Raw genomic sequence first — 23,312 nt, forward strand, 5'->3', positions numbered from 1 at the left:
TTAGATAAAACACTGACAAACTAAAGTTTTCCTCTTGACTTGACGCATTATTTTGTTATATTTTCGGGGTTAACTAATAGGTGAACCTGCCCAAGGCTGCGGTATCTTTGCCTTTCGGCCGGTAGGGGTGGCGAAGGTGCTTAATTGTTTGGGGAGGTTGTGTGTCTGCTGGGTTGAAAGCCATTCCTGTCGCCGTTTTTCTTATGGTCTGTGTCTTGGGTTGTGCCCGCACAAAGCTCGAACCCCTCACCTCGCGTGTTGAGGTTGAATCTCCTGTCGTCTTTGAAGGCGTGGAGCTGACAGACTTGCCTGTGCTTCGGGTAGAAGACAAACCGAAAAAACCACCGCCGGAAAAGCTATACACACTCTCGGTCAGGAACGCAGATATCAAAGACGTCCTTTTAAGCTTCTCCAGGGAGAGTAAGGAGAATATCATAGTAGACCCCGACGTGCGTGGTAAGGTTACCGTGGACCTCAAGAACGTAACGCTTACCCAGGCCTTTGACGCGCTGTTGATACCCCTCAATCTGGAATACCACATGGAGAGCGGCTTCGTACGGATATCCAAACCAAGGATGATGACCCGCCTGTTTCGCATGAACTATATTATGACGATACGACGGGGCTCGCGGGGAATGACTGTGGATATCGCCAGCAATCTTGGCACTACCAGCAGTAGGGGTGGAACGACGGGAACCACGGGAACGACGGGAACCACCACGGGGGGAACCACCAGGGGCACGACGGGCAGCAGCGTCAGTGGGACTGAGTCTCAAGATATCTTTAGAGAGCTTGAGAACGGGCTTTATGCATTAGGACTTGAAAGTGAGGACGAGGACGTAAGCAGAGGCAGCGCTACGGGCGGTGGTGCCGTTGGTACTACACGTACACGTACACGTACACGTACCGGGAGGGAAGAAGGGGGCGGGCGCGAGGAAGGCTATTATGGCCACTTTTCTATTAACCGCCAGGCGGGTATAATACTGATAACTTCCTACCCTGACATCATTGCAAAGGCCGCAGAACTCATCGAGGCCGTAGAGGGCAGTGTCCAGCGGCAGGTCCTGATACAGGCTAAGATAGTGGAGGTAACGCTCAACGATAAATTTAGTTATGGAATTGACTGGAAGGTGCTGTTTGACCCCAGAGGGGATAAAAGTTATAAAAAGCCTGCCATGGTCAGTCAGACAGGTCTTACAACATGGGCGGGGATGGAGGCGGCCTTAGACGGTGGTTTTAATAATTTCACGATGCACACCGGCGCCCTTAAAATCATTATGGAGGGGCTCAGGGAACAAGGTGACGTAAAGGTCCTCTCCAGCCCAAAAATATCTACCCTGAATAACCAGACGGCGGTAATAAGGGCCACGACACAGCAGACCTTTTTCAGTACGAGTACTGCTTTTATCGCGACAACGGGGACCGGGGCATCAACACCGACAACGCAAATAGAGAAGCAAACTTTTGATATAGGTGTTACACTAGACGTTACACCGCAGATAAGCGCGTCAGGCATGATTACTATGAACATACACCCGGCCGTTACTGAGCTCAAGGACACGACTACCTTCACGGTCGGCTCAGGTGATGATCAGCAAAAGGCCACGGCTCCCGTCTTAACCATCAGGGAGACAGACACCGTGGTAAGGGTAAGGGACGGGGAGACCATCGTAATCGGCGGTCTTATGCAGGACAGGAAAAAAGTCGAGGAAAGGAGAGTCCCTCTCCTCTGGAAATTACCCGGCATAGGCAAGTTGTTTACATCAAGAATAGAGGAAATAGAGAAGACCGACCTGGTGATATTCCTGACACCCACCATTATGCTGGGTGAGCGCGTGGAGAACTTCTCTACAGAGGAGGCGGAACGGCTGGAGATGGTAAGGCGCTTCTAACCCGTTTTGGGGGAGGTACATGTATCTAGAATTCTTCGGACTTAAAGAAAAACCCTTCAGTCTCACCCCGGACCCCAAATATTTCTTCCTGAGTGAAACCCACAAAACCAACCTGGATCTTTCTCTCTACGGTATAAAGACGAGGGAGGGTTTTATCGTCATAACCGGGGCCATCGGCACGGGTAAGACCACCATGTGCCGGATGATTCTGGAGAAGATGGACAGGAAGACACACTCCGCGCTCGTACTGAACCCCTTCATCTCCGAAGACGAACTCCTTGAATCCGTCCTCCACGACTTCGGGATAACGTTAAAAAGCACCGGGAAAAGTACTAAACAGGAGATGATAAATCAGCTGAACCAGTTCCTGTTGAATGCCCTGAAAGGCGGCGAGAATGCGCTGCTTATAATTGACGAGGCGCAAAACCTGCCGCTGCCGGTACTGGAGCAGATAAGGATTCTATCCAACCTTGAGACGGAAAAGGAGAAGCTCCTGCAGATTATACTGGTCGGGCAGCTTGGTCTCATGCGGCTTCTGCAGTCTTCAGAGCTCAAGCAGCTTGACCAGCGGATTTCCGTCAAGTGTCAGCTTAGCCCGTTAAAGAAAGAAGAAATACCAAAATATATTGAACATCGTCTCATGGTGGCGGGTTCCAAGGGACAGATAAATTTCACTCCAAAGGCCCTGGCCGTCATACACGAATACTCCCTGGGTATCCCCCGTATGATAAACCTTATCTGTGACAGGGCGCTCTTGGGCGCATACACCTTGCAGACTACAGATATATCAAAGGAAGTCGTAGTAAAGGCGGTTCAGAATCTTAAATTACAAAGGAAGGAGCCGAAGATGACACTTCCAGGAACAGCTCCAAGCGGCAAGCCAATGGTCAGAATGCCCATCCTTATTGCCGGAATAATCGCTGTTGCTTTCGCAATAGGCTTCCTCATCTACATGAATATCTTAGGGCTGAATGAGCGCCGGGCCAAAAGAAACATAGAACGTCAGTATGCCCAGCTCAAGGTGAGCCGGCAGATAGAAAGGGCCAGGACGGAAAACGAAGTACTCGAACTTCAAGACCAGATAAAGGAATTGAAGGCCAGACCGGTTGCCACACCCGAGACACCCGCGGTAGCTATACCTGAGGCGTGGAAAGGTTCCTCCACGATTTTCGTGGGTGTGTTTGATGAAAGGCTGCCTGCCGTGGAAAAGGTAAAGGGCATGCGCGGGGTGAAACAAAAGGCCCACATCATCGGTATCGGCACCGAAGAAGGGGGACGAAAGTATCTACTGGTGCTTGGCAACTTCAAAGATGAAGAAGAAGCCGTTGGTGTACTGGATGAGCTGCAGATACAGGGAGAACTTCTTGATGCCGAGGTGATGCCGTTCACTGAGGTGCTTAAAGTAAAGTAGGCACTTACTCAAGTCTATGAGCAGGATATTAGACCAACTTAAAAGTGCGCGAGAAAACAAGAAGGCGCCTTTACCGAATATTGACGGCGCCTCTTTAGATACGGTAATTGAATATAATACTCCAAGAAAATCCAGGAGGCCGGGCCTTAAGAGGTTAATAATCATATTATGTGCCAGTATAGGATTTATTCTTATTGCCGTCTTCACGGCGCTGCAGTTGATTGCGCAAAATGAACATATCACCCCTTCCGGCGTTTCATCGGCGGTACAAACTACAGGGCAGGCGGGCCGGGAGGTTCTTGCCGGCTCTCCTTCGTCAAAGGCGGACTGGCAGAAACTGGCTTCAAAAGAACTCGCGGCGAAAAAGGCGGAAACGCTTCCTATAGAGATATTATCCATAGAGAGTATAGATGAAGGCCCTGTTATAGAAGAGATAGAGCTCGGACCCGCCCCACCTGAGATAGAGGCCGTCGAACTCGAAATTATACTTGTGGAGGAAGAAGCGGAAAAGGCCCCTGCTAAGGCGATAGAGATAGAGGATATCGAGTTGGGGCCTGCACCTGCCGCACATCTGGAGATAGAGGTCGTCGAACTCGAAATTATACCTGTGGAAGAAGAAGCGGAAAAGGCCCCTGCTGCCGTAGTAGAGATAGAGACTGTCGAACCGAAACCCACACCTGCCGCACCTCCGGAGACCGAGGTGGTGGAGCTTGCACCGGCACCGCCCAAGGCGGTTAAGCCAGAGAGAGTGGAGCCTCCACGTATAGAAATAAAGGTTAAGGAAGCTGTCGTGGAGGGCAGAGCTGCTGAAGAGGCCACGCTTGTTGAGGCACCGCCTACCGTGGTGATGGAAGAGCAGGAGGTCAGCGAAGCTCTACTCGTACCGGTATCGCCCCGCTTGCCGCCAAAGGTGGCGAGAGCTCCACGTATAGAGATAAAGACCACACCGCAACCTGTGCCCGCACCTGAACCCACAAAACCCTCCCCTCCCGTAAAGGTGTTTGAAGACACCACGGTGGAAATACCACCTCCGGCCGTTGCAAAAGCGCCCACACCTCCGGCTGTGGTCCCTGCTCCTGCACAGCCTGAAGAGGAAGCCGTACCTGAAGAGGAGATGGTGTTTCCGCAAAAAACCCTTGCGAAACTTGAGCAGTTTAAACGGGCAGTTTTCTATCAGAAAAGCGGAGAATTAAAAAAGGCCAGAAGTCAGTATCTGGAGATAATAAAACTCGATCCCATGGACCCTGAGACGCACAATAACCTGGGTTCAATCTACCAGGCGTGGGGAGACCTGGATAGCGCAATAAGTGAATACAGAAAGGCCCTGCTCATAAGACCCAATTACTATAAAGCACGCAACAACCTCGGGGTAGCCCTTTACAAACAGGGCAATCTTCAGGCGGCCCTGCGAGAATTTAGAATCGCGACCGACGCCAACCCCAGAGACATACAGAGCCTTACAAACCTTGGTGTCATATCAAAGAAACTGGAACAGCCTGGCAGGGCCCGTCAGTTCTTTGAAAAGGCACTATCCATAGACCCTTCGCACGCGGAGGCCCATTATAACCTGGCATTGATACTGGAAGAGAATGAACCCGTCAATGCCATTTTCCACTATCAAAAATTCCTCGAATACTCTGGAGGTCAGTATCCCACTCTGGAGGAACAGGTTATGCAGCACCTGAATAGCCTGACCAGGAAGCCGTGGGGGTAAGTAAAAGAGACTTGACAAATATACGGTTTTTGTGTAGACTTTTCGTGTTCTTTAAAAGAGAACGTCTAGTTGCCGGTGCAGTGTAAAGCCGGCTGCTACTTCCCTTGACGGACGCCTATTCTATAACTTCCTGAAATCAAGGTACAATCAACGCCATTCTGAGGCATTAGAGATAAATCCAGCCGGGTTTTAATTCCTGTAACAATTTTTTATGTTTGACCTATTTATGTAATAAAACCCTTAAGTTTTCGTATCTTTAGTTCTCTCAGGGCCCAATTTATCAAGGCCTTTTAGTACGGAGTGTTATCTTACGCATATGGTGAAGGTGCGCCGGGAGGCGCAGTTCGCGTCACTTATAAAGAGTGTGTGAAAACAAAAATTTAAATTTCCAGAGGCTTAAAACATAAAAAGATTTTGAGAGGATAACTTTTCCCCCGACCTTCTTTCCCGGATTCCCCTTTTGCGAGCTGCATCTTAGAAATCCTGAACTGTATTGGACAATATTATTTAGAAGACGCTGCAATGCCAGAAAGACTTTTTATAATAGACGGCCATTCACATTGTTATCAGGCCTACTATGCAATCTCCGGATTGACCAGTCCGGCTGGAACCCCCGTAAACGCGGTGTACGGTTTTATCGGTATGCTCAGGAAGCTTATCAGGGAGCAGAATCCCGAATACCTGGCAGTGGCTTTTGATTCAAAAGGCCCCACGTTCCGTCATGAAAGTTATGCAGAATACAAGGCGAACAGAAAGGAAACACCCGATGACCTCGAAGTGCAGTTTCCTTTGATCTTCAGGGTGTTGGAGGCCTACGGGATACCCGTCTACTCTTGTGAGGGTTACGAGGGGGATGACGTAATTGGTACACTCGCCAAGCAGGCCTCGAAGAAACATGTGGAGACGCATATCGTTACCGCTGACAAAGACATGGAACAACTTATAGACCCCTACGTAAAGATATACAACGCAAAGAAAGACCGAACCCAGGACCTCGAGACCCTGAAGAAAGAAAAGGGTATTACGCCTGAGCAGGTGAAAGACGTGCTGGCCCTGATGGGAGACAGTGTAGATAACATACCCGGGGTGCCGGGCATTGGCCCCAAGACGGCGGTGGAACTTGTGCAGAAGTGGGGCTCGCTGGAGGGTGTACTGGAGCACCTTGACAGTCTTAACGGCACGAAGCGTATGGAGAAGATCAGGGACAGCCTTCGCTCCTCAGCGCAACAGGCACACACCGCCAAAGAATTGGTGACCATATCCCTGGATGCGCCCGTAGAGTTAGACCTGGAGGCCAGCCGTAGAGACCGTGGAAATGATGACGAACTGAGGAAAATCTTCGAAGAACTCGGCTTCAACAGCCTTCTGGCACAAATGGCTCCCGCGACAGAAGCAAAGAAGACCGATTATCATATCGTAAACACACCGGAGCGATTCAGGGACTTCCTTAAAGAACTGTCGGGACAGGATGTGTTTTCCTTTGACCTTGAAACCACGAGCCTTAACGTTGTGGAGGCCGGAATAGTCGGCCTTTCCTTCTCCTGGAATGAAGATGAGGCGTACTATGTGCCGCTACTGGCACCCGAAGGAGCGGTGACTCTCCCACAGGACGTGCTTGATGACCTGAAGCCGATACTCGAGAACCCGGGAATAAAGAAGATAGGGCAGAATCTGAAGTACGACTGTACGGTCCTCAAGAACTATGACATTGAGCTCAGGGGAATAGCCTTCGACACAATGATTGCCTCTTATCTGATTAATCCCGGGCGCAGGAGACACGGCCTGGATGAGCTGGCAATGCAGTACCTGTCTTATCAGACCACGCCGATAACCGAGCTTATAGGGCAGGGCCGCGGTAAGGAACAGCTTACCATGGACAAAGTGGAGTTGGAGAAAGTGGCGAGATACGCCTGCGAGGACGCGGATGTGGCCTGTTGTCTGGCCCACCGGATGCGTCCGCTCCTGGAGCGAGACGGCCTGTTGAAACTCTTCGAGGAGGTGGAGGTGCCCCTTGTGAGTGTGCTTGCCGATATGGAATATGCGGGGATAAAGGTTGATACCGAGCTCCTGGAAGAAATGTCCGGACATTTGAAGGAAAAACTATCCACGCTTGAAGAAGACATTTTCCATCTGGCAGGAGAGAGGTTTAACGTGGATTCGCCCAAACAGGTGGCCGGGATACTCTTTGAGAAACTGGGCCTCAAGCCCCTTGCGAGGACGAAGACCGGCCCGTCCACGGTCGCCAGGGTACTGGAGACGTTGTCGAAGCAACACCCCCTGCCCGCATTACTGATGGAACGCAGGCAGTTAAGCAAGCTGAAGTCCACGTACGTCGATGCCCTCCCGAGGTTGATAAGCGCCAGGACCGGCAGGGTGCATACGTCCTTTAATCAGACCGCTACGGCCACGGGGAGATTGTCCTCAAGTGAGCCCAATCTGCAAAATATACCCGTGCGCAGCGACCTGGGGAGGCAAATACGCCGCGCTTTTATACCTTCACGCGACGGCCTTATCTTTATGTCCATGGACTATTCCCAGATAGAGTTGAGGATCCTGGCGCATTTCTCCGAAGACCCTGCCCTGATGGACGCCTTCAAGAATGAGCGAGACATTCACGCCTCTGTGGCCTCTGATATCTATGGTGTAGGGCTGGACGACGTGACTCCTGAGATGAGAGGGACGGCAAAGGCCGTCAACTTCGGGATAGTGTACGGGCTCAGCCCGATGGGGCTTTCAAGGGAGGTTGGAATAACGCTGAAAGAGGCCGGTGCGTTTATTGAGTCGTACTTTAAACTGTTTGAGGGCGTCAAGCGCTTCCGCGACAGGGTCATCGAGGAGACGCGGGAGACGGGCTACGTGACCACCATACTCGGAAGGCGGCGGCCCGTTACAGAGATAAGCGCCCAGAATAAACATAAGAGGTCTCTGGCGGAGCGTATAGCGGTTAACACCATTGTGCAGGGTTCGGCGGCAGACCTTATAAAGGTGGCCATGAACAAAACTTGCGCGCGCCTGAAGGAGACGGGACTAAACGCCAAAATGCTCCTGCAGATACATGATGAGCTGCTCTTTGAGCTGCCCGAGAAAGAGCTGGATGCTACCAGAAAAGCCGTAGAGGAGGAGATGACGCAGGCCCTTACACTCCGGGTGTCCATCAGGGTAAACGTAAAGACAGGTAAGAATTGGCTAGAAGCAGAGTGAAACACACTACTATATGCGACCCACGGTAATAGGCATCATGGGTGGTATTGCGAGCGGTAAGACCACTGTGGCAGAGATGCTGGGCTCGTTTGGCGCAAGGGTCATTGACGCGGATGAAATTGGCCATGGATTTTTGGACACGCCGGAGGTTAAGGAAAAGCTGGCTAAAAGATGGGGTAAGGAGATACTGGATGAAGGGGGCGGTGTAGACCGCGACAGGCTTTCCAGGCGGGTCTTCTCTGACGCAGAGGCGCTCAGGGAGTTAAACGATACGCTTCACCCCTTAATACTTGAGGCCATTCACCGGGAGATAGCAGGGGAGGGCGGCAGGATTGTCGTTTTGGATGCCGCACTTCTTCATGAGACGGGGCTTACCGAATTATGTGACTTGCTGCTGTTTGTAGCGGCGGAGAAGAGGGTAAAGGAGGAAAGGGCCGTTAAACAGAGGCGCTGGAGCCCCGAGGAGATAGCCAGGCGGGAACGCTTTCAGGCACCGGTGGAAGAGAAAAGAAAGATGGCCCACTGCGTGATTGACAACAACTTTTCAAAGGAGGAGACACTCAAACAGGTTAAGGAGTTTTTAGACAGGTTTGTTCTATAAGTTAATTTTGGAGGAATGTAATGGCAGTTAAACAACAAAAGAGCGGTACCGCAGTCCAGGAGGTTGCGGAAGAAGTAAAAGAGCCCGTAAAAGAGCCAGTAAAAGAGCCAGTAAAAGAGCCAAAGAAAGGGTCGAGCAAGAAGGAAGAGCTCCATATCCGCGAGCTTCAGAAGATGACCATAAAGGCTCTCCAGGACCTGGCAAGGAAAGAGGGAGTAAAAGAGTTCCACGGTCTTAAGAAACAGGACCTTATCTTCAGGATACTCAAGGACCGTGTGACCAAGGACGGTCTCATGTACGGTGAAGGTGTGGTAGAAGTGTTGCAGGAGGGGTTTGGCTTCTTGCGCTCCCCCGACTACAACTACCTGCCATGTCCGGATGACATCTACATATCGCCTTCTCAGATACGCCGGTTCGGTATAAGGACGGGGGCTGTAGTATCCGGACAGATACGCCCGCCGAAGGAGAACGAGAGATATTTCGCGCTTCTGAAGGTGGAGGCGATAAACTTCGAAGATCCCGAACTGATGAGCGAAAGGGTGATTTTTGATGACCTGACACCTCTACACCCCGACGAGCGAATGATTCTCGAAAGCGATCCTAAAGACCTCAACACAAGGGTGATTGACCTGATTACCCCGATTGGGAGGGGCCAGAGGGGACTGATTGTATCGCCCCCGCGCGCGGGTAAGACCGTGTTGCTGCAGAAGATAGCCAATTCGATAAGCAAAAACCACCCGGAGATCGTACTCATCATCCTCCTGATAGATGAGAGGCCGGAAGAGGTTACCGAGATGGAACGGGCCACCAAGGCAGAGGTAATAAGTTCCACGTTTGACGAACCCTCCAGCCGGCACGTGCAGGTTGCAGAGATGGTCATAGAGAAGGCAAAGAGGATGGTGGAATGCGGTAAGGACGTCCTGATACTGCTTGACTCTATCACCCGGCTTGGAAGGGCCTATAACACGGAGATCCCGCACAGCGGTAAGATCCTCTCCGGCGGTATAGACGCCAACGCCCTGCAGAAGCCGAAGAGGTTCTTCGGAGCCGCCAGGAACATCGAGGAGGGCGGAAGCCTTACCATAGTCGCCACTGCCTTGATAGATACCGGAAGCCGCATGGATGACGTCATATATGAAGAGTTCAAGGGGACGGGCAACATGGAACTCCATCTGGACAGAAAGCTGGCCGACCGCAGGTTGTTCCCCTCAATAGACATCACCCGCTCCGGTACCCGTAAGGAAGAACTGCTTCTCGACCCGGAGGAGCTCAGGAGGATATGGCTGTTAAGGAAGTACCTGAACGAGACGAATCCGGTACAGGCCATAGAACTGCTGAGGGAAAGACTCTCAAAGACGAAGTCGAATGCGGAGTTTCTGATGAGTCTGAAGGTCTAGGGGCTTATCTGCCGCCCCGGTTTCAGGCGGGGGGAGATTCGCTCCTGCGGGACTTGCCGCTCAGGTAGACGAGGAGAATGGAGATGTCGGCGGGGGATATACCTGAGATGCGGGACGCCTGACCGATTGAAGCGGGTCTAATCTGATGGAGCTTCTGACGGGCCTCATTTGCCAACTCTGGAATCTCACGATAATCAAGCCACGGGGGAAGGTGAAGCGCTTCCATTTTCTTGAATTTCTCGACCTGGGCTAACTGCCGCTGGATGTAACCGTCGTATTTTACCTCTATCTCAACCTGCTCTTTTACGTCCTGCGGGAGATTTCGCTCCCTCAGCTCCCGGTATACGTCAAGTTCTAATAGATGGTTGAGGTCGTTTTCCGGTCTCCTGAGAATCTTTTCCAGCGATTCCCCTTTGTACAGGTTTTCCCTCAGATGTTTTCTTGTCCGGTTGATGAGGGATTCCTTTTCCTGGATCTTATTCCACTGCGAACGGTCTATAAGCCCGAACCGGTGACCATATTTCATAAGCCTCCTGTCAGCATTGTCCTGCCTCAGTATAAGCCTGTACTCCGCCCGTGACGTAAACATCCGGTAGGGTTCAAGGGTCCCCTTTGTTACAAGGTCGTCTATGAGCACGCCGATATAGGCCTCTGAGCGGTCCAGCACAAACGGTGGTCTTCCCCGTAGCTTTAGCGCAGCGTTTATCCCTGCCATTATCCCCTGCGCCGCCGCCTCCTCATACCCGGAGGTGCCGTTTATCTGGCCCGCGAGGAACAGGCCCCCCACCGGCTTTGTCTCCAGATTAGCATTTATCTGGGCAGGAGGCACGAAATCGTACTCTACCGCGTACCCGTAGCGGGCAATCCTTGCCCCCTTCAGCCCCCTTATGGAATGTATGAACTCCTCCTGCACGTCGCGGGGCAGGCTTGTGGATATACCGTTACAGTATATCTCGCTGCTTTCAAGCCCCTCCGGCTCGAGGAATATCTGATGCGCGTCCTTATCGGCGAAGCGGACCACCTTGTCCTCAATTGATGGACAGTAGCGTGGCCCCGTGGCCTTTATCTGGCCCGTGTACATGGGAGAACGGTCCAGGTTCTCCCTTATAATCCGATGTGTTTCGGGGTTTGTGCAGGTAATGTAGCAGGGTAATTGGGGACGTTTTATCTCAGCGGTGGAAAAGGAGAATGGCATTGGCCGCGCATCGCCGTATTGTGGGATTAATTCCTCAAACGGTATGGTTCCGGCCTCAAGTCTGGGAGGTGTACCCGTCTTGAGCCGTCCCAGCTCAAACCCGGCGGCCCTGAGTGAGCCGGAAAGCTTCTCGGCAGAGGGCTCTCCCGCCCTGCCGCCGGCCTCGATAGATTCACCCGTATGGATAAGCCCCCTCAGGAAGGTGCCCGCCGTGATGATAACCGCACCGGCCCTGTATGCAATACCAGACCCCCCTGTCACCCCCGTAATCCTGTCTTTGCTTATCAACAGGGATTCCACCGTGTCCCGGTGTATAGATATATTCTCCTCCGCCTCCAGCCTCCTTCTCATCTCCTCTTTGTAGAGATACTTGTCGGCCTGTGCGCGTGGAGAACGGACGGCGGGTCCTTTCTTGGTGTTCAGCATGCGGAACTGGATGCCTGTGGCGTCAATGACCTTTGCCATCTCCCCACCGAGCGCGTCTATCTCACGGACGAGCTGTCCCTTGGCAAGACCCCCGATAGCCGGGTTACAGGGCATCTGGGCGATGGTGTCCGGGTCGATGGTAATAAGGGCGGTGCCGAACCCCATGCGGGCCGCGGCTAGTGCCGCCTCACACCCCGCATGCCCGCCACCCACCACGATTATGTCGAAGTTGTTAAGCATACTAAAAGTCTAACGCAAAATACAAGAATATCAAGCTGGGCAAAATCTTTTATGGAAGGTCAAAATCCTAGCCTGGCCTCTGGCGTGACTTCGTTCAAAGAACTCAGAATGACACATAACATTAGATTAATTCCTGCAGGTAAGTGTCGATATAATACTGGCAAGTTGCTGTTTGTGGGTAAGGTGGTTTAACAGGTCGGGGTCTAGTAGAACTTGACGGAGAAGGTTCCGGTTTCGCCGCGGGGTTCTTCCCACTCGGTGTCGACGCTTCTCACGACGGCGCCGGGCGGCCCTTTGTGGCACCACCTTATCATCTCTTCAACGTCGGCGCGGCGGCCTTCGAGGACGGCCTCAACACGGCCGTCCCGGCAATTTCTTACCCAGCCTGCCAGTCCCAGGGCCGAGGCCATCTCGTGTGTGGTTGCCCTGAAGAACACGCCTTGGACTGTGCCTTCGACAAAGACGTGGGCCCTGACCCGTTGCTCTTCTTTTGACATCTACGGAAGGTTACTGGTTCTGGTAAACGTGTGCGCTATCTGCGGCTGAAGGGAGATACGACAGGCCCAGATAGGTAAAGATTACCGCGGAAAAGGCTATCACCAGACATATGCTCTGGATTACGGGCCTTCTCTCCTTGGAGATCATCTGTATCCGCGGCAGTACCAGCGGCGAGTGCAGATAGACCAGGTATATCAGCCAGGTAATCAGCGACCATGTCTCTTTCGGGTCCCATGACCAGTACGTGCCCCATGCCTTGTTGGCCCATACCGCGCCGGTGACCATTCCCAGGGTCAGGAACGGGAAACCGAAGGCGACGATCTTGTATGAGAGCGTCCCGAAGTCTATACCCGATGCCGCGGCTATAAGGGTTCCACTGGGTCTCGTCCGTCCCACAAGATAGAGAATGGCGGTGAGGAACGATATACCCAGGGCGGCATAACCGATAAAGTAGGTGATGACGTGCACGGTAAGCCAATTGCTCTGCAAGGCGGGCATAAGAGGCCTTATGGTCTCGTCGGAAGTAGACGCATACAGCAACAGGAGCATTATCATCACCGTGGCCAGCGCGCCCACTATCCTCAGGCTGTACATATACTCGAGGATTAGATACACAAAACCGACCGACCAGGCGTAAAAGATAAGCGACTCGTAGAGATTAGAAAAAGGCGCATGGCCTGCTTCCGTCCACCTGTTCGTCACTAGCACGGTGTTCAAGGCAAAGCCGACAACGAATATTACAAGCGACCCCTTGCGGAGCATTTCCGGCTTCCATATCTCTTTCATTACATAGGCGATGGATGCCAGTATAAAGGCCACAAGGGTTACGTTAATGGTTACGAATCCCATCTTATTTCTCCTCCTTCGCCTTCATCGCCTGTATTCTTCGCCTGACAAGCGGTTTCAGGTAAAATATAAATATAATGCCAAAACACAGTGTTGTAAAGCCTGTATAAACTAAAAAGATCCCGGGGTCGCGAGCCACCTGGAGACCGGAGAGTTTTGGGTTCTCCGGGTCATAGCTTGACTGGAAGAATGAGTAGCCGCCGTACTTGAGGGGGTTGTTGACCTCGATGGTTTTTTCCACCACAACCTCGCCGGCCTCAATCACCCTGAGCGTGCTTTTCCAGTCCTTGATATTCTCTCCTAATTGCTCGTAAAGTAAAAAGAAATTCCCGTCCATGTATGGGGTGGGCTCTGCCGCATCGGCGAAGACCCAGTTGTTAAGCTTGCCCGCGGGCCCTGATATCTCAACGCGGATGGCGGGTTTCTTGAGTTCGTCAGATTGCTTCACCACAGACTGTTTAATCCCGAAATGTGGGTAAAACTTTGCTATCCTGAGCTGCTGGCCCGTGTCGGCTATGTCGTACTTCCCTTCCATTTCCCAGCTTACGGTCTCTATCACCTTATCGTCCCTGATAAACGTTAGAAGCCTTTTGTCGTCGGGGCCTTGAAGTATCCTTATTCGCTGGGTGACGAAGGAAAAGTCTGAAGGCACACTGCAGGTGAGCTTAAGGCCCTTGTTCTTGGCGGGGTGCATCTTGTCCCAATCCGGGAAGTTTGCAAAGACCCAGCGGGACTCTGTGGCCGCGGGCCCCTGGAGTTCTATATGGATGGCGGGGTTGGTAGGCTGCTGTTCGTTAATGGGCAGGAATTTTCTGGTGAAATCAAGCACGAACTCCAGAAACTTAATCTTATAGTTCCCGATGTCGAAACTCTCACCTACCACGATGGGGACGGTTTTGGAGGTTGTCTTATCTTCCAGCGTTACAGTCAGGGTGGGTTTTCTTGACGGCCCTGTCTGTGTAGAAGCGCGCTGAAAGGCCTCCGGAGAATCTATCCACAGGTACTCCAGCTTTAAATTTCTTTTATTGTCAACGTACGAGTTCCGGTCCTTCGCTACCAGCCATCCCTCCACCGTTACTTCCTTTGAACCGTAAAGCTGGACAAAGATGGCGGGGTTTTTCAGCTCCTCGGAATTATTTATGGCCTCCTCCACCAGTGCCGCGTCGGGGTAGTACTCCTGTATCGTAACGGTGTACGGGGACTTCGGCACGTGCTGGGGCACTCCCACGTCGATGGGTAGCACCTTCTCACGGTGCTGGTCTTTGACGTAGGCAATGAGCTCCACCTTTGGAGGGTGTTTCTCTGTTACGAATTTGACCAGTTCAAGCTCAAAGGGAAGAGGGGAAGTGGTGCCGTCAAACTGCTGAAACTGGTGCACCTTCTCGCCCTCGGCTATCCAGAGTGCGCCCTTATGGCCAAACTTCAGGCCGATGACGCTGCCTGTCAGGATGAGTATTATACTGATGTGGGTAAGCAGGAAGCCCAGTTGCAGTATGTCGCCGCGCCAGCGGTCTATGGTGCAGCAGACAAGGTTGACGCAGAGGAGTAAAATCAGCAGGATGAACCAGTAGGACTGGAATACGTTGTTAAACTGGACAAGCTGCAGTATAGATGCCAGGCTCTCCCCGTAGTGTGTGACGTATTCCTGGGGAAGCTTGCCCTGGACTATGAACGTACCCAGTACGCAGGCTAAGGCCATAATTAATATCAGCGCTACAGCCAGCTTCACAGAGGTAAACAGGTTCCACAGGGGGCTGCCGCTACCTGAGGCCCCGGTATTTTTTACAACCTTAGCCATAACATCTATTTTCCAAAGCCCTTGAAGCGAACCGGGTGGTGCCCCGCCATGTGGTTACTATACTTCTTTACACCACATTTACGACCCTTCAGCTTCGGTGAGCATAAATTCAACCCTTCTGTTCTTTTTCTTGCCTTCGTTTGTGTTGTCGTTTGAGATCGGTCGATTAGGACCGTAGCCGATTACGTATACGCGGCCCGGGTCCACTCCCTGCTGTTCGGTGAGATACTGGAAGACGCTGAGCGCCCTTCCGGCGGCGAGATGGTGGTTCGATTTCCACATGTACTTGGTCTTTACTATCGGGTCTGAGTCGGTATTGCCGGCTATCCTGAGGTTCTCATTGGGTCGTGATTTCAGGTGCTCCGCGAGCTTCTTTAGAGCATCCTCCCCTCCGGGTTTGATGTCTGCCAGCCCTGAGTCAAATAGTATTATTTCAGGAAGTTGGATTACCGGCCCCTCCGGCGTCTGCCTTACGGTGGCGCCGCCGCCAATCGCCTTGGCAAGGTTGTTAAGCTCGGCCATCAGCCTTGACTTCTCTTCAGACTCCCTAGAGATCCTTTCCTTGGAGCCGGCCAGATCGCCTTTCAGGAGGTCTATTTCGTCGGCCTGGTCTCTGATGGTTATGGCCTGACGACGGTTAAGGCCTCTCAGTTCTTCTGTCTCTGCACATCCCAGGGCCATGCCCGTAAACACAGTGGCCAGGAACAGCTTTAGGTATAGCGAAGTTCTATTCATTTCTTTTTTTCTCCGCAGTCTTTGGTATTTCCAGTAGCCCCTCACCAGAAATATTTAGGAACCAAAATTTTTATTATAATATCTTCCTCAACGAAAGACGATGGAGAGGAAGAGAACTTTCAGCCTATCGGCAGACGGCAGGGGTTTTTGGGCTGAAAAACCCTCTCCGGGAGTACAGGCGACACAACCCTTATTGTTACGACAAAAGGACTTAACGTATATTGCAGATTTTGCAGACTGTTCATCGCTCCCAGAGACATAGGCTAAACTATGAATATATCACCCCGAAAAAATCTTTTCAAGGGTCTTTTGCGTTTTTATTTATTACCCGTGTTGTTACTTGTAGACAGACTTGGGGTCAAACACCAGGGGCTCCCGGACCTCAAGCTCCCCGGTCCCGGGATTATACCCGCGGTAGTAACAGGACCGGTATCCGGCGTGACATGCGGCCACCTTCTGGTCTACCTTGAACTGGATGGAATTGCCCTCGCAATCGATAGATACGTCCTTTACCGACTGGGTATGGCCCGAGCTCTCGCCCTTTATCATCAGGCGGTTCTGTGAGCGCCTGAAGACGTGGACGAGTCCTGTCTCCAGGGTCTTTGCTACGGCGTCCTGGTTCAGGTAACAGAGCGTGAGCACCCGGCCGTCCGCATCGTCTACTATGATGGCCGGGATAAGACCCTTCTCGTTAAACTTTATGTTTTCTATGAGTGACATTTTCTGCTTCCTTCAGTCGTTAGAATGAACGTTCAAAGTATCGTGCAAGTGCTACGTTGCAATGTCCACTGCGAAGATGGTGGCGATTAGTCTTCCTATAGAGTATGTGATAGCCACGGCGCCCAGCCCGAACCCCACCACTTCAACGGCGCTCCATACCCACCAGATTCGTGCCCAGCGGCTCTTCATGGCGCCCACAAAGAACAGGAACATCATGGAGAGGAGTATGGAGGCGATGAAGGCCTTTTCCGCGGGGAGGAAAAAATAGGGTGCGAGCGGCGGGATTGCGCCAAGTACGTATGAGAGACCCGTGACGGCACCGGATTTTACCGGATGTGTGTAACCCTCGCGGATGAGGCCCAGTTCCTGGGCCATCATGGTGTCAAGCCAGACCTTCTTGTCCGAGGTTATATGGTCGGCCACCATCTTTAGCTCGTCTCCTTCAAAACCCTTCTTCTTATATATTGCCTCTATTTCCGCCCGCTCCTCCCCGGGTTTGGCCTCTATCTCTTTCTTCTCAATCTCTTCTTCCCTGTCATAAAATTCTTTAAACGATTTCTGCGAGACGTACGCCCCTATGCCCATTGAGATCGAGCCCGCGATGACCTGCGCCGTCCCCGTTATGACAATTATATTGCCTGCGGCCGTGGCGCCGAATACGCCCGTGGCGAAACCGAGTGTCTCTATCAGGCCGTCGTTTATCCCAAAGATTACCTCGCGTATGAACTTCCCCTCGGGGCTGTGCCAGTGTTCCCGCGGTTGATTTAAAATGTCAGTTGAAGATAACATTTATGTGCCTGGTGAATCTCTAGGTGATTTGCCCGCATAGGTCTAATTTCCGGCGAAGCCGTTCACTGGCAGCCCTGGGGTCGTCGGAGGCCATTATGGCCGAGACGACCGCTACCCCGTCGGCCTTATTGCCGAGGACGTCGTCCACGTTGTCCTCGTTTATACCGCCCAGTGCGATGACCGGTATTTTGAGGCATACTTTCATCGTTGCGACCGCCGCCGGGCCGATGGGCCTGCCTTTGCCCGGGCTCTGGTAGATGGGGCTGATGGTTATGTAATTGACGCCGTTTTCCTCCGCGCCCACCGCCTCCTGCATGTTATGGGCGGAGAAACCGATGAGTCTGTCGCGGCCAAGCAGCCGCCGCGCGTCCATAATGGGCATGGAATTTTTCCCCATGTGGACGCCGTCGGCACCGACGGCCAGAGCAATGTCAACGCGGTCGTTTATGATGAGGTTGGCGCCGTAATCGTTTGTCATGTTCCTCAGCTCGGATGCCAGAAAATACATGTTCCTGCTGTCGAGGTCTTTTTCCCTGAGCTGTACGGTGGTCACGCCTCCTTCCAGCGCCCTGTGTACGACCTGCATTGGAGGGAGGCTTGAGACGCTCCTGTCCGTGATGAGGGTTAGTCTGAGTTTTTCCAGCGCGGGCATATCTTTTTCAAACGGTCAACTTTACGGGTTTTTCTATGAGATGCTTGTGTCTCTTCAGGACGGGCGCCACCGTATCCTTAAGGAAATCGTCCACCTGCTCCGGCGCGCGGCCGACAAATTTTCCCGGGTCGAGTACCTGGTCAAGTTGTTTTCTGTCGATAAAGGCGGAGAATTTGGGGTCTCCGGCGATCCTGTCGAGCAGGTCATTATCCGTGGCGCCTTCCTTGATGAGGCGGACGGCTTCCATTGCGTGGACGCGGATGCGTTCGTGAAGCTCCTGCCGGTCGCCACCGCCCTTGACGGCCGCCATGAGAATGCGCTCGGTGGCCAGGAAGGGCAGTTCACTTCTCACATGGTGTTCTATTATGTTCGGGTTGACCTTTAGTCCTGCCGCGACGTTGTGTACGAGAGTGAGAAGACCTTCAGTAGCCATGAATGTCTCGGGTATGGAGATGCGGCGGTTGGCGGAGTCGTCGAGCGTCCTCTCGAACCACTGTCCGGCGGCGTTGAAGGCGGGGTTTAGACTGCCGCATATGACAAGACGCGCCAGCGACGCTGTCCGCTCAGAGAGTACCGGGTTTCTTTTATACGGCATGGCTGAGGAGCCCACCTGCTCCGCCTCAAACGGTTCTTCCGCCTCGCGCAGGTTTTGCAGCAGCCGGACGTCGTTGGAGAACTTGTGGGCCGACTGGGCTATCCCGCTCAAGAGGGCCAGGGCCTGGCTGTCAATCTTTCTGGAATAGGTCTGGCCGGTTACGGGATACGAGGCGCTGAAGCCCATCTTCTTTGCCACCAGTTCCTCAAGTCTTTTTATCTTTCCGGAGTCGCCGTCCAGGAGGGCCATAAAGCTGTCCTGCGTGCCGGTCGCGCCCTTTACGCCCCTGAACTTGAGCGTCCCGACCCGGTATTCCAGGTCCTCAAGGTCCAGCAGGAAATCCTGGAGCCAGAGACAGGCCCGCTTGCCGACTGTGGTAAGCTGGGCAGGCTGGTAGTGGGTAAAGGCCACGGTTACAAGGTCTCTGTGCGTGCCCGCCTGTTTCGACAGGGCATCTATGACGCCGGCCAGCCGTTTCTTTATTATTTCAAGGGCGCCGCGCATGATTATAAGGTCCGTATTATCAAGGACGTAGGCGCTGGTGGCACCCAGGTGCATAATTGGCTTTGCGCCGGGACACTGCTCCCCAAAGACCCTCAGGTGGGCCATCACGTCGTGTCTTATCCGGGATTCGAGTTTACGCACCTCATCGTACGGTATGTCTTCGAGGTGGGCCTTCATCTCGTCTATCTGGGCCCCGGTTATGTTCTTAAGCCCGATTTCATGTTGCGCCTCTGCCAGGGCTATCCAGAGCCTGCGCCAGGTGGTGTGGCGGTTATTGTCGGAGAACAGCCGGGCCATCTCAGGGCCTGCGTATCTGTCCGCCAACGGATTCCGGTATGTGTCGTGTCTCTCTGTCAAGGAGTTTGGCTCCTGTCTATGCTTTCACGCCGTCAGAGCGCTCTTTGTGAAGAGGGCGTCGAAGGCCAGGCCCTTTGATTCGATGTGCTCCCTGCCGCCTTCTTCCCTGTCGATTACGCAGAGAACTTTATTGACCGTTGCGCCTGCCGCGCGCAGGGTGTCTGTCCCCGTGACGGACTGTCCCCCGGTCGTGACTACGTCCTCAATCAATAATACCTCCTCGCCCTCGGATAGTTGCCCCTCTATCTGGCGCGTGATACCGTGTCCTTTTGGCGCCTTTCTGATGATTACAAACGGGAGGCCTGTTTTTATAGACAGCGCGGTGGCCAGGGGTATGCCCCCTATCTCCATCCCCGCAAGTCTTTTTGTTTCGGGAGGGACCATCTCGGCCAGAAGGTCTGTTATTGCCCCCAGGAGTCCCGGCCGGGTCTCAAAGGCGTATTTATCGAAGATGTAATCGCTCTTCCTGCCGGAACTGAGTGTGAATTCACCCGTCCTGTAGGCGGCCTGCATTATCTTTTTACCCAATTCTTCTTTTGTCGACGGCGACGCTGACATAGACATTTATACAGATACGGATACGGATGCTGACAATTACACAGGTATCAGGATAAACAGGAACAAAAAACATTTTAACACTTTTATCTGCTTATTAGTAGTATATTTGTGGCGCGACGGCCTGTACCCCTGAGCCGTCGGTTCTATATTTACTGAGAAATTTACTGAGAAAAATTCTCCGGCCGTTTACAGGCCCCTTTGCATCCTGAGACCTCTGCAAAACGTACAAACCTGTCATTGCGAGGAGCCGAAGGCGACGAAGCAATCGCGCAAGTGATTTTCACTAAGGGAGATGAGATTGCTTCGCTTCGCTCGCAATGACAATACGCAGCATTACTTTGCATTTTTCAGAAGTATCATCCTTTGATAAGAGGGTTTCAAAAAGGTATTCGAATTGTATGCAGCGCGAAGACCGTCTCCAGATTATGCACAAAGAGGACTCCGGGCACCACAATAGACGTCATTGTAGCGGTCCATCTTAGTAAGGCCAGGTCTTTTCTGTTTTTGTAATCCGTGATGTTTGCTGACAGCAGGTCATGCAGGAAGATACTCAGTACAAACATGAAGGATTGTATCAAAAAGAACGTCATCATAAAGCCGTTTATGGTGCCGGAGGCAAGGCTGATCGTGTATTCATGACACAGGCCGCTTACCGCAAAGACCAGGGGGATGCCCGTGTATAGTCGTTTGTGGCCTGTCAGCTGGTGATACACGTTGTCCATGAGCCATTCGTGCATGGGTTTGTTCCATCTCCTCCAGAACTCACCCGGGGATTGGGCGAATGCCGGGGCCCCGAAGAATTCAGCGACCTCGTAACCTATGAGACGGTAAACGTTTAGCACAAGGTTCGTGCCGCACATGAAGGACATGTAATACACAATCCCCAGCAGGATGTAGTTGACAACCGGTGAAACCTGCCACCACCCCAGGTCCCTGTTGAGGACAAGAAACACGGCCCCCACTACACCGTATAAGATACTTTTCATGAGCTTTTTTAATATGGTCGAGGTGGGCAGGGTGCAGGCCCCTCTTGGGAGGCATCTGGTTATGTTTGTCGTATACAGGTGGTCGAAGGAGTGGAAGAACTTCCAGAAATCCTTGTAGTGGCCGGGGAGTGATTCGTATCTGTTATAGTAATCTATAAGCTTTAGTATATGTAGTAATGTGTATGACAGGAGTAACCAGTTTATTATGGGGTTTGAGAGGGGGAGTATTAGCGGAGCCAGGCCAAGGGGCAGCAGTGAGCCCCAGAACAGGAGTTTTTTTTTGAGCCGGGGTCAGCTCTTGATATTATCTGGTAGCCAAAGACCCTGAAAGAGACGTTTAGAACAAGTACTATAAGGACTATTGAAGACCACCTTATCTCTATATCCATTCGGCAGTCACCCCCATCCATTGTAGTAATGTAGTAAGGCGATTATTACATGGGCATGCCGCCCATGCCACCCATGCCGCCCATACCGGGCATACCACCACCCATACCGCCCATGCCACCCATACCGGGCATGCCCCCGCCCATGCCGCCCATACCGCCGGGCATGGGTGCCGGGGGTTTCTCTTCGGGGACCTCCCCGACCAGCGCGTCCGTGGTGAGCAGTAATGCCGCGATACTGGCCCCGTTTTGTACGGCGGTCCGCACCACCTTGGCGGGGTCTATTATGCCGCGCTTTATCATATCGGTATACTCGCCCCGGACAACGTCAAAGCCCCGACCGTCCTTGGCCTCCTTTACCTTATAGAGTACCACCTCTCCGTCAAATCCGGCGTTTGTCGCAAGCTGTTTTATGGGTGCCTCCAGTGCCTTTTTGACGATGTCCCGGCCCGTCCCTTCGTCGCCCGCAAGCTCAAGTTTGTCCAGGACCTTTGCCGCGCGGAGCAGTGCGACACCGCCTCCAGGCAGTATACCTTCCTCCTGAGCCGCCTTGGTGGCCTGGATGGCGTCTTCCATCCGGGCCTTCTTTTCCTTCATCTCCACCTCGGTGGCGGCACCGACGTTTAATACGGCGACCCCGCTTGAGAGCTTGGCCAGACGTTCCTGGAGCTTTTCCTTGTCGTAGTCTGAGGTGGTTGCCTCCATCTCCGCACGTATTTGTTGTATCCTGCCGTCAATATTCTCCTTACTGCCGCGTCCTTTGATTATGGTCGTGTTTTCTTTGTCTATAATTACCTTTTTTGCGCTTCCCAGGTACGAGAGGTCTACCTTTGCCAGTTCAATCCCGAGGTCCTCAAAGATGGGGTTTGCACCGATTAGTGCGGCGATGTCACCCAGCATGGCCCTACGTTTCTCGCCGAAACCCGGCGCCTTTACGGCGGCAATGTTCAGTGTGCCGCGAAGCTTGTTGACGACGAGCGTGGCCAGCGCCTCATCCGCCACGTCCTCAGCGATGATCAAGAAGGGTTTGCCTGCTTGGACGACCTTTTCCAACAGGGGTACGAGTTCTTTTATCTGCGACAATTTCTTCTCGTGGACCAGTATAAGCGGGTTCTCAAAGACTACCTCCTGCGTGTCCCCGTCGGTGATAAAATACGCGGAGAGGTAACCTTTGTCAAACTGCATGCCTTCAACCATGTCCATCGTGGTCTCGATGCCGCTTCCTTCCTCGACGGTAATCACACCGTCTTTCCCTACACGTTCCACGGCGTTGGCGACGTGCGCACCTATCTCCTCATCGCTGTTGGCCGCCACCGTTGCCACCTGGGCAATCTCTTTCTTGCCGGCAACGGGGACACTCATCTTGTGCAGTTCCTGTGTCACCTTTTCAACGGCCTTTTCTATGCCTCTACGGATGGACATCGGGTTTGCTCCGGCAGTTTTGTTCTTCAGGCCCTCCAGGAGGACGGCCTCCGCTATGACGGTAGCGGTGGTGGTGCCGTCACCGGCGACGTCATTGGTCTTGGAGGCTACTTCCTTTATCATTTTGGCACCCATGTCCTCGTACGGGTCTTCCAGTTCTATTTCCTTGGCTACTGTGACACCGTCCTTTGTGACGGTCGGGGAACCGAAGCTTTTTTCAATGATTACGTCTCTGCCCCCCGGTCCCAGTGTAATTTTGACGGCCTGGGATATCTTGCTTACTCCACTGGAGATTATGCCAGAGGCATCTTCCCCGTAGAAAATCTTCTTAACTGCCATGGTGCGCCAACCTCCTGCGCGGAAACGCAAAATGGGTTATCGTTTGTAGA

At 52.7% G+C, this 23,312-nt stretch carries 18 protein-coding genes and 1 pseudogene; 6 read left to right on the forward strand and 13 right to left on the reverse strand.

Annotated features, from left to right (window positions below):
* The first annotated feature begins 161 nt into the window (after positions 1 to 161).
* The 6 genes and pseudogenes from NOU37_01075 (at position 162) to rho (ending at position 10,216) form a co-directional block, all read left to right on the forward strand.
* On the forward strand, positions 162 to 1,892 hold the full coding sequence (locus NOU37_01075) for a secretin and TonB N-terminal domain-containing protein (protein ID MCQ4573831.1): 1,731 nt from the start codon (positions 162 to 164) through the stop codon (positions 1,890 to 1,892).
* A gap of 19 nt (positions 1,893 to 1,911) precedes the next feature.
* Positions 1,912 to 3,303: an AAA family ATPase gene (locus NOU37_01080; protein ID MCQ4573832.1), complete on the forward strand. Its 1,392-nt coding sequence runs from the start codon at positions 1,912 to 1,914 to the stop codon at positions 3,301 to 3,303.
* A gap of 16 nt (positions 3,304 to 3,319) precedes the next feature.
* Positions 3,320 to 5,017 carry a tetratricopeptide repeat protein gene (locus NOU37_01085; protein ID MCQ4573833.1) on the forward strand — a complete coding sequence of 566 codons (1,698 nt, stop codon included), beginning with the start codon at positions 3,320 to 3,322 and terminating at the stop codon, positions 5,015 to 5,017.
* Positions 5,018 to 5,539: 522 nt separating this feature from the next.
* Entirely contained in the window at positions 5,540 to 8,218 is a 2,679-nt protein-coding gene (gene polA / locus NOU37_01090; GenBank protein ID MCQ4573834.1) for a DNA polymerase I, read from the forward strand.
* A gap of 13 nt (positions 8,219 to 8,231) precedes the next feature.
* On the forward strand, positions 8,232 to 8,819 hold the full coding sequence (gene coaE, locus NOU37_01095; GenBank protein ID MCQ4573835.1) for a dephospho-CoA kinase: 588 nt from the start codon (positions 8,232 to 8,234) through the stop codon (positions 8,817 to 8,819).
* 146 nt (positions 8,820 to 8,965) lie between these two features.
* Positions 8,966 to 10,216, forward strand: a pseudogene (gene rho, locus NOU37_01100) (transcription termination factor Rho).
* Positions 10,217 to 10,238: 22 nt separating this feature from the next.
* On the opposite strand, the gene mnmG reads toward rho, so the two are convergent.
* The 13 genes from mnmG to groL all read right to left on the reverse strand — a co-directional run bounded on the left by mnmG (position 10,239) and on the right by groL (position 23,262).
* Positions 10,239 to 12,077, reverse strand: coding sequence for a tRNA uridine-5-carboxymethylaminomethyl(34) synthesis enzyme MnmG (mnmG, locus tag NOU37_01105; protein MCQ4573836.1), 1,839 nt, complete (start codon positions 12,075 to 12,077; stop codon positions 10,239 to 10,241).
* 203 nt (positions 12,078 to 12,280) lie between these two features.
* Positions 12,281 to 12,574, reverse strand: a complete 294-nt coding sequence (locus NOU37_01110) for an acylphosphatase (protein MCQ4573837.1) — start codon at positions 12,572 to 12,574, stop codon at positions 12,281 to 12,283.
* A 10-nt stretch (positions 12,575 to 12,584) separates the two neighbouring features.
* Positions 12,585 to 13,424: a c-type cytochrome biogenesis protein CcsB gene (gene ccsB, locus NOU37_01115; protein ID MCQ4573838.1), complete on the reverse strand. Its 840-nt coding sequence runs from the start codon at positions 13,422 to 13,424 to the stop codon at positions 12,585 to 12,587.
* A 1-nt stretch (position 13,425) separates the two neighbouring features.
* Positions 13,426 to 15,219: a cytochrome c biogenesis protein ResB gene (locus NOU37_01120; GenBank protein ID MCQ4573839.1), complete on the reverse strand. Its 1,794-nt coding sequence runs from the start codon at positions 15,217 to 15,219 to the stop codon at positions 13,426 to 13,428.
* A gap of 78 nt (positions 15,220 to 15,297) precedes the next feature.
* Entirely contained in the window at positions 15,298 to 15,954 is a 657-nt protein-coding gene (locus NOU37_01125) for a flagellar motor protein MotB (protein MCQ4573840.1), read from the reverse strand.
* Between the two features lie 336 nt (positions 15,955 to 16,290).
* Positions 16,291 to 16,674, reverse strand: a complete 384-nt coding sequence (locus tag NOU37_01130) for a phosphoribosyl-AMP cyclohydrolase (protein ID MCQ4573841.1) — start codon at positions 16,672 to 16,674, stop codon at positions 16,291 to 16,293.
* Between the two features lie 51 nt (positions 16,675 to 16,725).
* Positions 16,726 to 17,463 carry a VIT1/CCC1 transporter family protein gene (locus tag NOU37_01135; protein MCQ4573842.1) on the reverse strand — a complete coding sequence of 246 codons (738 nt, stop codon included), beginning with the start codon at positions 17,461 to 17,463 and terminating at the stop codon, positions 16,726 to 16,728.
* A gap of 19 nt (positions 17,464 to 17,482) precedes the next feature.
* Complete coding sequence (thiE, locus tag NOU37_01140) at positions 17,483 to 18,115, reverse strand: thiamine phosphate synthase (GenBank protein MCQ4573843.1); 633 nt, start codon at positions 18,113 to 18,115, stop codon at positions 17,483 to 17,485.
* 7 nt (positions 18,116 to 18,122) lie between these two features.
* Positions 18,123 to 19,571, reverse strand: a complete 1,449-nt coding sequence (gene purB / locus NOU37_01145) for an adenylosuccinate lyase (GenBank protein MCQ4573844.1) — start codon at positions 19,569 to 19,571, stop codon at positions 18,123 to 18,125.
* A 24-nt stretch (positions 19,572 to 19,595) separates the two neighbouring features.
* Positions 19,596 to 20,099 carry an orotate phosphoribosyltransferase gene (gene pyrE / locus NOU37_01150; GenBank protein ID MCQ4573845.1) on the reverse strand — a complete coding sequence of 168 codons (504 nt, stop codon included), beginning with the start codon at positions 20,097 to 20,099 and terminating at the stop codon, positions 19,596 to 19,598.
* Positions 20,100 to 20,506: 407 nt separating this feature from the next.
* A complete protein-coding gene (locus NOU37_01155) occupies positions 20,507 to 21,115 on the reverse strand; it encodes a hypothetical protein (GenBank protein MCQ4573846.1) in 609 nt (202 codons plus the stop codon).
* A gap of 227 nt (positions 21,116 to 21,342) precedes the next feature.
* A complete protein-coding gene (locus NOU37_01160) occupies positions 21,343 to 21,504 on the reverse strand; it encodes a hypothetical protein (protein ID MCQ4573847.1) in 162 nt (53 codons plus the stop codon).
* Positions 21,505 to 21,549: 45 nt separating this feature from the next.
* Positions 21,550 to 23,262 (reverse strand): chaperonin GroEL, encoded by a 1,713-nt coding sequence (gene groL, locus NOU37_01165; GenBank protein MCQ4573848.1) that lies wholly within the window; start codon positions 23,260 to 23,262, stop codon positions 21,550 to 21,552.
* Positions 23,263 to 23,312 lie beyond the last annotated feature (50 nt).

The sequence above is a fragment of the Candidatus Bathyanammoxibius amoris genome (assembly GCA_024451685.1).
Classification (GTDB): domain Bacteria; phylum Planctomycetota; class Brocadiia; order Brocadiales; family Bathyanammoxibiaceae; genus Bathyanammoxibius; species Bathyanammoxibius amoris.